The sequence below is a fragment of the Streptomyces sp. NPDC006259 genome (assembly GCF_042870975.1).
GTDB lineage: Bacteria > Actinomycetota > Actinomycetes > Streptomycetales > Streptomycetaceae > Streptomyces.
Map to the genome: position 1 here is coordinate 218312 of NZ_JBIAHY010000006.1, position 14885 is coordinate 233196.

Here is a 14885-nt window from a genome sequence, read left to right on the forward strand (position 1 = left end):
CGCAGCCGGGAGGGGGCGGTAGGCAGGTCGGAGAGCCGGAGGCCGTGGCGGAGCTGGAGCGAGCATGCCGGGCAGGACGGCCAGGAAGGTCCTCGCGGGTGTCGGCGTCGCCGTGGGGTGCCGCAGGGGGGCGGGCTCGCCGCAGGGGGGCGGGCTCGGTCCTGGCCGGTTGTCCGGGGGCGGGGGCCGGCCTCGAGTTCGGGTTGGCGTCGGGTTCGGGCGCGGGTTCGGGTGGGGGTTCGGGTGGGGTTTGGGCTCAGACCCGGTTTCAGCCCCAGCTCGGCCGCAGTCCCGTCTCGGGCGGCCCCTCAGGCCGGGCTGAGGGGCCGGCACTCGGTGGGGTTCAGCCGATCTCCACGCTGAGCCCTTCCAGGCCTCTGATCACGAAGTTCGGTTTGCGTGCGGGCTCCGTAGCCAGGCGCAGTGTGGGGGCCTTCTCCAGGAGGGCTCCCATCGAGGCGGCCAGCTCGATGCGGGCGAGCGGGGCGCCGATGCAGTAGTGGATGCCCGCGCTGAAGGAGATGTGCGGGTTCTCCCCGCGGGTGAGGTCCAGGCGCTCCGGGGCGGTGAAGACCGCGGGATCGTGGTTGGCGGAGCCGAACAGCAGCGCGACCTCCGCACCTCGCGGGATCACCGCGCCGTCGATCTCGATGTCGTCGAGGACCCAGCGCTCGAAGAGCTGGAGCGGGGTGTCGTAGCGCATCAGCTCCTCCACGGCGGAGGGGACCAGGGAGTGGTCGGCGCGCAGGGCCGCCAGCTGGTCGGGGTTGCGGAACAGCGCCCACCAGCCGTTGACCGTGGCGTTCACGGTGGCCTCGTGGCCCGCGTTCAGCAGGAGCACGGCCGTCGAGATCATCTCCTGCTCGGTGAGCCGGTCGTCCTCGTCGTGGGCCGCGATCAGTCCGGAGATCAGGTCGTCGCCGGGCTCCTTGCGGCGGGCCGCGATCAGCTCCCGCAGGTACTCGGAGAACTCCACCGACGCGCGCACCGCCCTGCGGGCCGTCTCCTGCGACGGACTCAGCTCGTACATCCCGCAGATGTCCGCCGACCAGGGCCGGAGCGGGGCCCGCTCCGACGCCGGGATTCCCAGCATCTCGGCGATCACCGCCACCGGCAGCGGTTCCGCGACGTCCGTCAGCAGGTCGCCGCCGCCTGCCGCCACCAGCGTGTCCACCAGTTCACCGGCCAGCCGCCGCACATACGGCTTGAGCCGCTCGACCGTGCGCGGGGTGAACGCCTTCGACACCAGACGCCGGATCCTGGTGTGGTCCGGCGGCTCCAGATCGAGCATGCCGTGGTCGTTCAGCGTGTGGAAGGGCTCGTGCTCCGCCGGGGGCGCCGTCCTCCCGAACTCCTCGTGGCGGAAACGGTGTTGGTAGGTACGCCCCAGCCGCCGGTCCCGCAACAGCGCCGAGACGTCCGCGTGGTGCGGCACCAGCCACTGGTCGGTGGGCTCGTACCTGATCACCCGTCCCCGCTCCCGCAGCTCGGCGTACGCCGGGTACGGGTCGGCCACGAACGCCGGGTCCCACGGATCGAAGCGAAGGTCGTCGACTGCTGCCATGACCGGACGCTAGCCCGTCGCCCCCGCCGCTGACCAGGGGTGTCTCACCCCGGTCTCACCAGCCGCGCCTCGTACGCGAACACCGCCGCCTGGGTGCGGTCCCGCAGGCCGAGCTTCACCAGGATCCGGCTGACGTGCGTCTTGATCGTGGACTCGGCCACCACCAGCCGCCCGGCGATCTCCGCGTTGGACAGGCCCTGCGCGATGAGGACCAGGACCTCCGTCTCGCGCTCGGTCAGGTCGCCGTAGGACGCCTGGGCGGCGCGGGGCAGCCGGGGGCCGTCGGACAGCTTGGAGAACTCGGTGATCAGGCGCCGGGTGACGGACGGGGCGAGGAGCGCCTCCCCGGCGGCCACGATCCGGACCCCGTCGGCGAGCTGGCGGGCGGACGCGTCCTTCAGCAGGAAGCCGGAGGCTCCCGCGCGCAACGCCTGGTAGACGTACTCGTCGAGGTCGAAGGTGGTGAGGACCAGCACCTTCGCCGTGGAGTCCGCGGCCACGATCTCCCGCGTCGCCTCGATGCCGTTCAGCTCGGGCATCCGGATGTCCATCAGGACCACGTCGGGAGCCAGTTCACGGACGCGGTCCACCGCCTCGCGGCCGTTGACCGCCTCGCCCACGACCTCGATCTCCGGCATGGCGTTCAGCAGGACGGAGAACCCCTCGCGGACCATCATCTGGTCGTCCGCTATCAGTACCCGGATCGTCATGCCTCACCGTCTCCCACCGCGGCCATCGGCACCGGAAGGAAGACCGCCACCTCGTAGCCACCGTCCTGCGTCGGGTCCGCCGTCATCTCGCCGTTCAGCATTGTCACCCGCTCCCGCATGCCCGTGATGCCGTGCCCGGCGCCCGGAGAGGGCTTCACCAGGGCGGGGTTGGGCGGCGCTCCGTTGACCACGCGCAGGCCCAGCCCACCGAGCACATAGCCGATCTCCACGCGGGCGCTCGCGCCGGGCGCGTGCCGCAGGGTGTTGCTCAGGGCCTCCTGCACGATCCGGTACGCCGACAGTTCCACGCCCTGCGGCAGTTCGCGCACCGCGCCGGTCACCACTTTCTCGACCGGGAGGCCGGCCTCCCGCACATTGGCCAGGAGCCCGTCCAGCTCGGCGAGCGTGGGCTGCGGGGTGTCCGGGGCCTCGTAGTCCTCGGCGCGGACCACACCCAGGACCCGGCGCAGCTCGGTCAGGGCCGCGACCGCGTTCTCCCGGATCGTGGCGAACGCCTTCTCCAGCTCCGGCGGCGGGTTCTCCACCCGGTACGGGGCGGCCTCCGCCTGGATGGCGACGACCGACATGTGGTGGGCGACCACGTCGTGCAGCTCGCGGGCGATCGTGGTGCGCTCCTCCAGCAGTGTGCGCCGGGAACGCTCGTGCGCGGTGACCGTCTGCTGGGCGGTCACCTCCTCCTCGGCCTGCCGGCGGATGTGCCAGACGGTGACGGCGAGCAGGATGAGCGCGGAGAAGACCAGCATCGGCGCGACGTCGGTGCTGTAGTGGCCCCAGCTGAAGGCCGTCTCGGCGACGAAGCCGTAGGCGAGGGTCAGCAGCCACATCCAGGCCGCCGTGCGCGGGCGGGTGCGTATCGCCACGACGGTCAGCACCACGAGGTGGGAGACGAAGCTGCCCGGCAGCCACGGCCATTCGCTCCACGCCGTGCCGATGGCGGCGACCAGCGTCGTCGAGATCAGTGACAGCCAGAACGCGCCCGCCGGGCGGACCAGCGTCAGCAGCACGGGGGCCAGCGCCAGTAGCCCGCACACCAGGCCCGTGAAGCCGCCGCCGCCGTCGGCCAGGGAGATCAGCAGGGCCAGCGCGCCGCCCGCCCCGACCAGCGCGTGCCGGGACCAGGTGGCGTACACCCGCTTGCGGCCGGTCAGCCGACGGGTGAAGCGGCCGACCGGCTCACGGCGGGGCAGCGGGCGGTAGGCGAAGGCGTCCTCGAACAGGTCCTCCCGCAGCCCTCGCAGGGCGCCCACGGCCGCCCGGATCTCCGGGCTGCGCGGCCGGTAGGTCGCGTACGGGTCGTCCGGCGGCGTGGTCTGCGTCTGGGTCGTCTCGGTCACATCAGAACCGTAGGCGGAGAGGGGGGTCGCGGTCGTCACCAGTGAGAGGGGTTCCGCCGGGTCCCTCTCAAGTACTACGGGTCGGATCCCGGACGCCGCGGACGCCGGGACATCAGTACCCGGCGGGTCTCACCAGCCCGGATTCGTAGGCGAACACCGCCGCCTGGGTGCGGTCCCGCAGGCCCAGCTTCACCAGGATGCGGCCCACGTGCGTCTTCACCGTCTGCTCCGCGACGACGAGCCGGCCGGCGATCTCCGCGTTGGACAGGCCCTGCGCGATGAGGGCCAGCACCTCCGTCTCACGCTCGGTGAGGTCACCGACGCGTTCCTTCAGCGGGGCGCGGGGCGTGCCGTCCAGACGGGAGAACTCGGCGATCAGCTTCCGGGTGATGCCGGGCGCGAGCAGCGCGTCACCGGCCGCCACCACCCGCACCGCCTCCGCGAGCTGGTCGGCGGAGGCGTCCTTGAGCAGGAACCCGGACGCCCCGGCGCGCAGCGCCTCGTACACGTACTCGTCGAGGTCGAAGGTGGTGAGCACCAGCACCTTGATCTCGGGGGTGGCGAGCGTGATGCGCCGGGTGGCCTCGATGCCGCCCAGTTCGGGCATGCGGATGTCCATCAGCACGACGTCCGGGGACAGCTCGGCGACCTGCGCGACGGCGTCGAGTCCGTCGACCGCCTGCCCGATCACCTCGATGTCCGGGCGGGCGTCGAGCAGCACGGTGAAGCCCTGCCGGACCATCTGCTGGTCGTCGGCGATCAGTACGCGGATGGTGCCGCTCGTCATCTGGTCTCGTCTCCTGTCGGTGGTTCCGCCGCGGAACCCGACGGGAGGCCTGCCGAGGGACCCGGCGGGAGGCCTGCCGAGAGACCGGTCAGCGGTGCTGCTGTGGATCCCGGCGCCGGTCCGGCCGTCGGCGACCTCGGGCGGGGTTCCGGAAAGATCAGTTCGAGGTCGGCGGGCGGGTCGGTGTCCTCGGTGGGCGGGAGGGGGATGCCGTCCTTCGGGAGGAACGCCGAGACCATGAACCCGCCGTGCAGGGTGGGGTGCGCGGCGACGTGACCGCCCAGCATCACGGCCCGCTCCCGCATACCCAGCAGCCCGTGTCCCGCGCCGGGCGACGATCTGACCGGACCTCGCGGGCGGGAGTTGACGACCTCCAGGGACAGGCCCTGCGGGAGGTGGACGACGTCGACCCGCACGTGCGAACCCGGCGCGTGCCGCAGCGCGTTGCTCAGCGCCTCCTGCACGATCCGGTACGCCGACAGCTGCACGCCCGGCGGATACGCCGGTGCCTCGCCCCGCACCCGGCTGACGACCTCCAGCCCGGCCGCACGGGTGTTGTCGATGAGGGAGCCGAGCCGGTCGAGCGTGGGCTGCGGGGCGTCCGGGGTGGCTCCGCCGCCGGCCGGGCCGAGGCCGTAGGGGTCCTCGGGGTTCTCGGAGCGCAGCACACCGAGGACCCTGCGCAGTTCGGTGAGCGCCTCCAGGGCGTTCTGCCGGATGCCTTCGAGGTTCTCACGCAGTTCCCGGGACGGGTTCTCCACCAGGTGCGGCGCCACCTGTGCCTGGATCGAGATCACCGACATGTGGTGGGCGACCACGTCGTGCAGCTCGCGCGCGATGCGGTTGCGCTCCTCCAGCACGGTGCGGCGGGCGCGCTCCTCGGCGGTGATGCCGGTCTGCTCGACGAGCTGGTGCCGGGCCTCGCGACGACCGCGCAGAGCGCTGCCGAGGAGGACGACGACGGCGAAGAGGGTCACCGCGAGCGTGCCGGACGGCCCGTAGTTGGCGCCGCCGATCACCCCTTCGAGGACATAGGTGGCCAGCGCGGTCAGCGCCAGCGCCTCGGCCGACACCCGGGTCGGCACCCGCAGCGACAACAGCAACAGGACCAGGCACTGCGCGATCAGACCGGGCGGCCCCCACGGCCAGCTGGGGTCGCCCGAGTGCGAAGCCTGGAGCAGACGGCCCCGGGCGACCAGGGCGACCACCACGGTGACCACCGTCGACAGCCACCAGGCCGGAATCGGGCGCCACAGCGCCAGCACCACCGCCACACCCTGCGCCACCGCGCACAGCACACCGAACTGGGTGCCGAGCCGATAACGGTCGGCCAGGAAGTCGCCGTTGGCGAGCAAGGTGCCGAACGCGACCAGCCAGACCAGACCGTGCGGCAGCCAGCGCAACCACACCGACGGCGGCAGCGGTGCCGCCCGGACGGTCCACAGATCGTCGCGCAGCACCCGCAGGCCGCGGGTCACCCGCGCCTCCACCCCGTTCATCCGCTCCACCTTAGACACGACCGGCCTTCCGCAGTTCCTGGCTGTGCGGCGGCCGTCCGATCCGCACCACACGGGAGTCGGCCGGCTCGGCCCGCGGGCGCCGCCCGCCGCTCTCGAAGCCGTGGAACGCCGTCCAGCACACGGCCAGCACCGCCGCGAAGACCGGTAGCCACAGCAGCCGGGCCGCGACCCAGCCCAGGTCGTCGGGCACGGTGTGCAGACCGGGGAGGCGGCCCGCCAGGAGGCCGGTGGCGGTGGTCGCCATCAGGGCCGTCTGGTGCCAGAGGAACACGGTCATCGCGGAGAGGTTCGCGAGAGCCACGGCCGCCCAGACCACCGGTCCGCGCACGGCCCGCCGCAGCCGGTCGCGCAGCAGCAGCGCGGCGCCGCACTGGGCCAGACCGAAGGTGACGGCCGCGAGGGTGGGCGGGTTGAGGTTGGAGACCGCCGCGCCGGGCACGCCGACCATCGACGCCGGATAGCCCGCCCAGGCCACCAGCACGGCCGTCGCCCCGGCCCCCGCCCCGCACAGGATCCAGCCCGCGCGCCGGCGCTCCAGCTCCCCGCGCGTCCAGGCGGCGCCCAGGGTGTACGGCACGAGCCAGCCCGCCGCCACGTTCACCCAGCCGAGCCAGGACGGGCCGCCGAGACCGAAGCGGACCAGGTCCACGTGGAGGACGACGGCCAGTGGCCACAGCGGGTTGAGCCGGGCCAGTACCGGGGTCGCCGCCGTGAGCGCCGCGAACACCAGCAGGAACCACAGCGGCGACAGCGCCAGCTTCACCACCGTGTGCACGGTGGTGAAGCTGGCGCCGCCGAGCAGCAGGCACACGGCGACCACCGCCCACAGGCCCGTCATGGCGGCCACCGGCACGAACAGCCTGGCCAGGCGGGCCCGCAGCCAGGCGCCGTAGGTCACGCCCCGCGCGCGGGCCGAGGCGTGCCCTTTCGTCGCGACATGACCGCCCACCATGAAGAACACCGCGAGCGTCTGGAACGCCCAGGACACCGGGGCCAGCCACGGCATGGGGCCCAGCGGGCTCTCGGCGCGCAGGGTGCCGCCGTCGGCGACGAGCGCGGTCACCAGCCAGTGGCCCATGACGACGCCGAGGATCGCCAGGGCCCGCAGGGCGTCGACGGCCCGGTCCCGGTCGGGCGGGGTGCCCGCGTCGACTCGGCCGGCCGCCCGCCGTATCCCGGCACGGGTGGGGAGGACGCCCCGCCGCACGGGGCCGGCTGTGGTCGTCTCACGCACGGGTGACCTCCGAGGTCTCGCCGAGGACGATCCGTACGAGGTTGGCCAGGCATGTCGAGCCCTGTCGGAAGTAGTCGCTGTGGCCGCCGGCCCCGGCGGCGAACACCCGGGCGCCGAAGGCCGGGGACACCGGATCGGTGCCGAAGCCGACCGTCGTGCCGAACAGGTCGACGTCGGCATGCGGGACCTCCGCCACCCAGTCGTCGCCGCCACGGGCCGCCCACACCCGCGCGCGGGTGCGCAGGTCCGCCGCCGAGTCCGCGCCCGTGCCCGGGCTGCCGAGGAGGACCAGGTCGTCGGCGTCCAGGCCGTCGGCGGCCCGCCCGCACACCACCGAGCCGTACGAATGGCACAGCAGGGTGATCCGCGGGTCCGGGCCGGTGACGCCGCGCAGCCCGCGCACGAACTCGCGCAGGTCCGGGGCGGCTTCCTCGGCCCGGCCGGAGGTGATCGCGGTGGTGCTGACCGTGGCCGGAGTGGCGTAGCCCAGCCAGGCGACCACCGCGGTGCCGGTCCCGTCCGGGGTCTTCCGGGTGAGACCGCGATGCAGGGCCGTCGCAGCCGCGTGGAAGCGTTCGTAGGTGTCCAGGGAGGTGTCCGAGCCGGGCACCAGGACGGCGACGCGGTCGGCATGGGCCAGGTCGCCGAGGACCTCGGCCGCCCGGCCGGAACCGCGGCCGTCGAAGGAGAGGAGTCTTCGGGAGGGCGCCGCGAGCGCGCGGTCGGCGGCGGCGCGGCGCCGGTCCCCGTGGGCGGCCGCCATCCCGGCCGCCAGCTCGGCGTTGGCCCGGTTGGCCGCGTACGCCTCCTCCAGCGACGACGCCGTGACCGGTGCGAGGCCGACGGGGGCAGGGGCGGGGATGCTCGGCCGCACCGCGGCCGTGAGAGGGACCACCACGGCGGCGGTGACGAGGACGGCGAGAAGGGCACGGACCCACCCCCGGCCACGGACCCACCGCCGGGCATGCCCCCGTGCTCCGTCACGCCCCGGCGCCGACTCGCGACCGGACGCACCCCCGTGGTCGAGCACGGACCCACCGCGCGGCACAAGGTCACCACGGGGCGCACCGCCACGACCGGGCACACCCCCACGACCGGACACACCCCCACGGTCGAGCACGGGCCCACGGTCGAGCACGGACCCACGGCCCGGCGCGGACTCACCCACCGACGCGCTGCCGTGGCCCGGCGAACCCCCGCCGCCCCGCGCACGCCCACGCCCCGGCGAACCCCCGTGGCCCCGCGCACGCCCACGGCCCGGCGCCCCGCGTGCCTCACGATCCGGTCCCCGCTCGCCGCTCTCCCCGACCCCGCTCACACCGAACCGGCTCACACCGAATCGCCGATCGGTGAATCGCCCCGCTCCGACCCCCATCGCCCCGCCCCTCCCCGACCGGCCCGCCCGGCCATCGGGCGTCCCTGGAGGGGAAGTTACGGATCAAGGGTCGTCACTCGCGTCCTACCGGGGAGCTGTCCTCGGAGGTAGCTCTCAGGTACTAGGGGTATGACGGGGACGCCGCACCACGGGGACCATGGCCACCGCGCACCACATCACTGCGGCCCTCCTCACCGCACCACTCGCCCCCGCACCACCACTCGGCGCAGCACCCCCACCGCCCATCACGCAGCACCCACCGCCCACCACCACTCACGACCCGACCACCACTCACTCACTCACCAAGCCAACTGGGCGATCTCCTCCGCCACCACCGCACACGCGTCCGCCACCGGGTCGATCAGCGGGAAGTGGCCGACATCCTCCAGCAGGGTCAGGCCCACCACCTCGCCGGCCTTCGCCGCCGCGTCCGCGTACGACTCGGCGACGGCCTCCGGGACGACCAGGTCGGTGCGGCCCTGGACCAGGGTCGTCGCGATGCCGGTCGGCAGCAGCAGCACGGGATCGACGTACGGCCGTCGCTCGTCGAAGTACGCCTGCCCGCCGAGCAGTTGACGCGCCGCACCACCGCACACGTCCAGCTTCTGCGCCACCTCGAAGTCGGCGATCGGGGCGAGGGCGACGACGCCGCGCAGCGGCGGCGGGCCGTCGACGCGCCAGGGGGCGCCGGTCGGCAGGAGGTGCCGGGCCGCGGCCCACAGCGCCAGGTGGCCGCCCGCCGAGTGCCCGGTGAGCACCGTGCGGCGCACGTCCGCCTGCGGCAGGGCCCCCCGGACGAGGACGGGCAGCGCGTCCAGCGCGGCGGCGACGTCGTCGAAGGTCTCGGGCCAGCGACCGGCGGCCGGCGCCCCGCCGTCCGGACCCTCGGGCTCACCCCCGGGAACCTCCGCGCCCCGCCGGTACTCCACGTTGGCCACGGCGAAGCCCCGACGGGCCAGGAAGCCCGCGAACGGCGTGATGTGCCTGCGGTCGTACGGCGCCCGCCACGCTCCTCCGTGCAGGACCACCACCAGCGGCACGGGGCCGGTCGCGCCGCGCGGGGCGTAGAAGTCGATCAGCTGGTCGGGATGGTCGCCGTAGGCGGCGGTGGCGTCGGGCTCGACCGCGGGATGGGAGAAGGCCGACTCCTCCTCGGCGGCGGCCCGGGCTGCGACGACGTCGTCCGGCATGCTCCAACCTCTCAGCGGCAAAACGGAATTGGGCGGAACGGTTCTGGCGGACCCGGTGGGGATTCGGCCGTTGGCGGGGACGGTATCAGGCCCGTGACGTGCGCGGACACGCGGATGTCACGCTCGGTAAGGGTTAAACGGTTCTGCTGTTTCGTTACGCTGACGTCCTGGTCGGGATGGAGCCCGACGCGCACCAAGGAGGCCGTTATGTCCGCCGAGCCCGGCACCGTGCGTCCCGGAGGACGTACCGCTCGTGTGCGTGCCGCCGTACTGCGGGCGGCCGGGGACGTACTGGTCGAGGAGGGGTTCGACCGGCTCGATCTCGCGGACGTCGCGCGGCGCGCGGAGGTCGGCAAGACGACCGTGTACCGGCGGTGGGGGTCCGTGACGGGGCTGGTCGCCGATCTCCTGGCCGAGATGGCGGAGACGTCGTCGCCCCGTGAGGACACCGGGGCGGTGCTGACCGATCTGCTGGCCAACGCGGGGCTCGTACAGCGGACGTTGGCCGACGTCCGGCAGGGGGCGTTGTTCCGGGCGGTGATCGCGGCGGCGGCCTGTGACCCGCGTACGCGGGAGGCGTTGCGGCGGTTCTACGAGGTGCGGGTCGCCGAGTGGGCGCCGTGCGTGGAGCAGGCGGTCGCGCGGGGGGAGTTGCCCGTGGGGACCGACGCGGGGGCGGTGGTGCGGGCGGTCTCGGCGCCGCTGTACTACGAGTGGCTGACCGCGGGGGTGGTGCCGGACGCCCCCGCCGCGGAGCGGGCCGCGCGCGCGGCTTGCGCCGCCGCCGTGGCGGGGGTCTACGTCCGTCAGCGGTGACCGTGCACCGAGGTGACCGGCGTCGCGGTGACCGGCGCCGCGGTGACAGGCGTCGCGGTGACCGGCACCGAGGTGACAGGCGTCGCGGTGACCGGCACCGAGGTGACAGGCGTCGCGACGACCGACCACCGGGGAGACCGGCACCGAAATGACCGCACCCCGAGCCGACCGTGCGCCGAGTCGCCCCGGCACCGCGACCACCGGCCACCGGCCACCGGGAGGACCGGCACCGCGACCACCGGCCACCGACCACCGGCCACCGACCACCAGGAGGACCGGCACCGCGACGACCGGCACGGCATGCCCAGCGCCGGAATGACCGCGCACCGGAACGGCCGGGGCCCTGCGACAGACCCCCACGGCCGGGCCCCCGAGCGGCCGCCCCCCCCCAGCGCCTAGCCCCCCAGCACCTCCCCCAGCACCCTCCCCGCCCGCTCCACGTCCCCGAAGCCGACGTACAGCGGGGTGAAGCCGAAGCGGAGCACGTCCGGGTGGCGGAAGTCGCCGACCACCCCGCGTTCGATCAGGCGGCGCATCACCTCGCCCGCGCGGTCGCAGCGCAGGGCGATCTGGCTGCCGCGCCGGTCGTGGGGGAGCGGGGTGAGGCACTCCACCTCGCCGTCGGGCACGTAGGCGGCGACGCACTCCAGGAAGAAGTCCGTCAGGGCGAGGGACTTGGCGCGGACGGCGTCGACGGACACGCCCTGCCAGACGTCCAGCGCCGCCTCCAGGGCGAGCATCGACAGGATGTCGGGGGTGCCGACCCGCCCGCGCAGGGCGCCCGGCGCGGGCTCGTAGCCGGAGCGCATGCCGAAGGGCTGGGCGTGCGAGTTCCAGCCGGGCAGCGGGGAGTCGAAGCGGTCCTGGTGGTCACGCCGTACGTACAGGTACGCCGGTGATCCGGGGCCGCCGTTCAGGTACTTGTAGGTGCAGCCGACCGCGAGGTCCACGCCGTGCTCGTCGAGGCCCACCGGCAGCGCGCCCGCGCTGTGGCACAGGTCCCAGACGGCGATCGCGCCCGCCGCGCGTACGGCGGCGGTGAGCGCGGGCAGGTCGTGCAGCCGTCCGGTGCGGTAGTCGACGTGGTTGAGCAGCACCGCGGCCGTACGGTCCGACAGGGCCGCCGGCACCTCCGCCGGGGTCACCGGCCGCAGCGTGCGGCCGGTCAGCCGGGCCGCCGACTCGGCGATGTAGCCGTCCGTGGGGAAGGTGGTCGCGTCGACGAGGATCTCGTCCCGCCCCTCCCCCGCCAACCGCACCGCGCCCACGACCGCCTTGAGGACGTTGACACTGGTGGAGTCGCCCACGACGATCTGTCCGGCGTCCGCGCCCACCAGCGGGGCGATCCGGTCGCCGATCCGCTCGGGCGCGGTCCACCAGCCGCTCTCGTCCCAGGAGCGGATGCGCAGCTCGCCCCACTCGCGGCGGACGACGTCGTCCAGGCGGCCGGGGACGGACACGGGCAGCGCGCCCAGCGAGTTGCCGTCCAGGTAGACGACCTCGTCGAGGACGAACTCCTTGCGCTTGACGGCCAGTTCGTCGGCGGAGTCCAGCTCCCGGGCTATGAGGGGGAGGTCAGACATGGGAGCGCGCCGTCCACAGCTCGGGGAAGACGTTCTTCTGCGCGCGCTTCTCCAGCCAGGCCACGCCGGCCGAACCGCCCGTGCCCGTCTTCGCGCCCATCGCGCGGCGGGTGGCGACGAGGTGGTCGTTGCGCCATCGCCACACCAGCTCGGCGACGTCGGTCAACGCCTCGCCGAGGCGGGCGAGTTCGTCGGACTCGTCGCCGGCGTACAGCGCGGTCCACACCGCCTCGACCTCCGGCGACGGCTCGTAGCGCCGGGAGACGTCGCGCGTCAGTACGGCCTCCGGGACGGGATGCCCGCGCCGGGCGAGCAGCCGCAGGACCTCGTCGTAGAGGCTCGGCTCGTGGAGCGCCTTCTCCAGCTCGGCGTGGACGCGCGGTGCGCCGCGGTGCGGGACGAGCATCGACGCGGACTTGTCGCCGAGCAGGAACTCCATGCGGCGGTACATCGCGGACTGGAAGCCGGAGCCCTCGCCGAGTGCGCTGCGGTACGAGTTGAACTGGGCCGGCGTGAGCTGTCCGAGGGGCTTCCAGGAGGCGTTCAGCGCCTCCAGTTCCCGCACGGAACGCTTCAGCGCGGCGACGGCCGTCGGCACGTCGTCCCTGCGCAGGGCGCCGGCCGCGGTCTCCCACTCGTGGACGATGACGGTGAACCACAACTCCATGACCTGGGTCGTGACCAGGAAGACCATCTCTCCGGGATCGTCGGAGAGGGTGTGCTGGAGGTGGGTGAGCACGTCCGCCTTGACGTAGTCCTCGTACGGCGTCGTGCCTGCGAAGTCGAGATGCGGGGTCTCGGGCTCGTGAGCCTCGTGGGACATCGCTGTCTCCTGATATGTACTCCGGGTAGCGGTCCGCCCCTGCCGTTACCGACACGGGGGCCCCGGTCCCCAGGAGGCATCCTCCGCAATCGTCACCCGAAAGTGCAAGGCCCGCCCGATCACATCGGGCGGGCCCTTAGCCCGAAAGCACTACCTGGTGCCGTCTCCGCCTCCGGCGCCGACCGGGGACGGGCAGGGGAGCACCCGGGGACCGGGCCCAGGTCGAGCCGAGGCCCGGCCCCTGCCCCGGCCCCAGCCCCGGCCTCGGCTCCCGCGGCCGCTCCCGCTCCCGCATTAGCCCAGCGTCTGGGCCGCCGCCGGCGAGGAGTCCTTCAAGAACTGCGTGCAGCGCTCGTACTCCTCCTGCTCCCCGATCGATCCGGCGGCGCGGGCGAGGGCGTGCAGGGCACGCAGGAAGCCGCGGTTCGGCTCGTGCTCCCAGGGCACCGGGCCGTGGCCCTTCCAGCCGCTGCGGCGCAGGCTGTCCAGTCCGCGGTGGTAGCCGGTACGGGCGTAGGCGTACGACTCGACGACGCTGCCGCGTTCGAACGCGTCGTCGGCCAGCTGGGCCCAGGCCAGCGAGGACGTGGGGTACTTCGCGGCGACGTCGGCGGGGGCCGTGCCGGCCGCGAGCAGCTCGCGGGGCGCGGGGTCGTCGGGGAGATGGGTCGGGGCCGGTCCCCCGAGAAGGTTTTCGTGAATGGACATGGGTCCAGTCTGGGGGACCCGCCGCGGTCCGCGCCGACGGGGTCGCCGGAGACAGCCCCCGGGCGAGGCCGGCCGGACGTCGGGCATGGATCCGGGTGCGCCGCGAGCCCGGCGCCGAAGCGCCGGGCTCGCGGTGAGCGGTCGTCGCCGGCCGGGGATCACCCGGCCGGCGGCCGTTACTTGATCTTCGTACCCGCCGACCGCAGGTGCTGCGTGGCCTCGACGACGCGCGCGGCCATGCCCGCCTCGGCCAGCTTGCCCCAGGTCCGCGGGTCGTAGGTCTTCTTGGAGCCGACCTCGCCGTCGACCTTGAGGACGCCGTCGTAGTTGCGGAACACGTGGTCGACGACGGGACGCGTGAAGGCGTACTGCGTGTCCGTGTCGAGGTTCATCTTGACGACGCCGTTCTCCAGGGCGGTCGCGATCTCCTCGGCGGAGGAGCCGGAGCCGCCGTGGAAGACGAAGTCGAACGGCTTGCTGCCGGCCGGCTGACCGTACTTGGCGGCGACGCCGTCGTTCAGCTCCTTGAGCAGGTCGGGGCGGAGCACGACGTTGCCCGGCTTGTACACGCCGTGCACGTTGCCGAAGGACGCGGCGAGCAGGTAGCGGCCCTTCTCGCCCAGACCGAGGGCCTCGGCGGTGCGGAGCGCGTCGTCGACCGTCGTGTACAGGGAGTCGTTGATCTCGTGCGAGACGCCGTCCTCCTCACCGCCGGTCGGGGTGATCTCGACCTCGAGGACGATGTTCGCGGCGCGCGCCTTCTCCAGCAGCTCCTGCGCGATGGAGAGGTTGTCGGCGAGGGTCTCGGCGGAGCCGTCCCACATGTGGGACTGGAACAGCGGGCCCAGACCGGCCTCGACGCGCTTGCGGGAGATCTCCAGCAGCGGACGTACGTACCCGTCGAGCTTGTCCTTCGGGCAGTGGTCGGTGTGCAGGGCGACCGTGACCGGGTACTTCTCGGCGACGATGTGCGCGAACTCCGCCAGGGCGACGGCGCCGGTCACCATGTCCTTGCTGTACTGGCCGCCCAGGAACTCGGCGCCACCCGTGGAGATCTGGATGATGCCGTCGCTCTCCGCCTCGGCGAAGCCGCGCAGTGCCGCGTGCAGGGTCTGGGTCGAGGTGACGTTGATGGCCGGGTAGGCGAACTTGCCTGCCTTCGCCCGGTCGAGCATCTCGTTGTAGACCTCGGGGGTTGCGATGGGCATTCGTCCGCTCCT

At 73.6% G+C, this 14885-nt stretch carries 13 protein-coding genes; 1 reads left to right on the forward strand and 12 read right to left on the reverse strand.

Translation table 11 applies throughout. The annotated features are described in order from the left end of the window. Positions 1 to 343 precede the first annotated feature (343 nt). The 8 genes from ACFYO5_RS25520 to ACFYO5_RS25555 all read right to left on the reverse strand — a co-directional run bounded on the left by ACFYO5_RS25520 (position 344) and on the right by ACFYO5_RS25555 (position 9735). Positions 344 to 1564: a cytochrome P450 gene (locus ACFYO5_RS25520; protein WP_388712779.1), complete on the reverse strand. Its 1221-nt coding sequence runs from the start codon at positions 1562 to 1564 to the stop codon at positions 344 to 346. 44 nt (positions 1565 to 1608) lie between these two features. Beyond that, entirely contained in the window at positions 1609 to 2274 is a 666-nt protein-coding gene (locus ACFYO5_RS25525; RefSeq protein ID WP_356560767.1) for a response regulator transcription factor, read from the reverse strand. After that, positions 2271 to 3629, reverse strand: a complete 1359-nt coding sequence (locus ACFYO5_RS25530) for a histidine kinase (RefSeq protein ID WP_388712782.1) — start codon at positions 3627 to 3629, stop codon at positions 2271 to 2273. The genes ACFYO5_RS25525 and ACFYO5_RS25530 overlap by 4 nt, the downstream gene beginning before the upstream one ends. Before the next feature lie 112 nt (positions 3630 to 3741). Further along, positions 3742 to 4416 (reverse strand): response regulator, encoded by a 675-nt coding sequence (locus ACFYO5_RS25535; RefSeq protein WP_388712784.1) that lies wholly within the window; start codon positions 4414 to 4416, stop codon positions 3742 to 3744. Beyond that, positions 4413 to 5915 (reverse strand): sensor histidine kinase, encoded by a 1503-nt coding sequence (locus ACFYO5_RS25540; RefSeq protein ID WP_388712787.1) that lies wholly within the window; start codon positions 5913 to 5915, stop codon positions 4413 to 4415. The genes ACFYO5_RS25535 and ACFYO5_RS25540 overlap by 4 nt, the downstream gene beginning before the upstream one ends. 10 nt (positions 5916 to 5925) lie before the next feature. Then, positions 5926 to 7170, reverse strand: a complete 1245-nt coding sequence (locus ACFYO5_RS25545; RefSeq protein WP_388712790.1) for an acyltransferase — start codon at positions 7168 to 7170, stop codon at positions 5926 to 5928. Next, the gene (locus tag ACFYO5_RS25550) at positions 7163 to 8065 is read right to left on the reverse strand and encodes an alpha/beta hydrolase (protein ID WP_388712793.1); all 903 of its coding nucleotides are present in this window, start codon (positions 8063 to 8065) and stop codon (positions 7163 to 7165) included. The genes ACFYO5_RS25545 and ACFYO5_RS25550 overlap by 8 nt, the downstream gene beginning before the upstream one ends. A 779-nt stretch (positions 8066 to 8844) precedes the next feature. Next, positions 8845 to 9735: an alpha/beta hydrolase gene (locus ACFYO5_RS25555; protein ID WP_388712795.1), complete on the reverse strand. Its 891-nt coding sequence runs from the start codon at positions 9733 to 9735 to the stop codon at positions 8845 to 8847. A 207-nt stretch (positions 9736 to 9942) separates the two neighbouring features. Here ACFYO5_RS25555 and ACFYO5_RS25560 point away from each other — a divergent pair, with 207 nt between their 5' ends. After that, a complete protein-coding gene (locus tag ACFYO5_RS25560) occupies positions 9943 to 10551 on the forward strand; it encodes a TetR/AcrR family transcriptional regulator (protein ID WP_356560781.1) in 609 nt (202 codons plus the stop codon). 395 nt (positions 10552 to 10946) lie between these two features. On the opposite strand, the gene kynU is transcribed toward ACFYO5_RS25560, so the two are convergent. From kynU to fbaA, 4 genes are all read right to left on the reverse strand, one after another. Then, positions 10947 to 12134, reverse strand: coding sequence for a kynureninase (gene kynU / locus ACFYO5_RS25565; RefSeq protein WP_388712799.1), 1188 nt, complete (start codon positions 12132 to 12134; stop codon positions 10947 to 10949). Next, positions 12127 to 12957, reverse strand: coding sequence for a tryptophan 2,3-dioxygenase family protein (locus ACFYO5_RS25570; RefSeq protein ID WP_356560784.1), 831 nt, complete (start codon positions 12955 to 12957; stop codon positions 12127 to 12129). The genes kynU and ACFYO5_RS25570 overlap by 8 nt, the downstream gene beginning before the upstream one ends. 294 nt (positions 12958 to 13251) lie before the next feature. Beyond that, positions 13252 to 13665 carry a DUF3151 domain-containing protein gene (locus tag ACFYO5_RS25575; RefSeq protein ID WP_356560786.1) on the reverse strand — a complete coding sequence of 138 codons (414 nt, stop codon included), beginning with the start codon at positions 13663 to 13665 and terminating at the stop codon, positions 13252 to 13254. Between the two features lie 176 nt (positions 13666 to 13841). Further along, positions 13842 to 14873, reverse strand: a complete 1032-nt coding sequence (gene fbaA / locus ACFYO5_RS25580; protein ID WP_356560788.1) for a class II fructose-bisphosphate aldolase — start codon at positions 14871 to 14873, stop codon at positions 13842 to 13844. Positions 14874 to 14885: the final 12 nt, after the last annotated feature.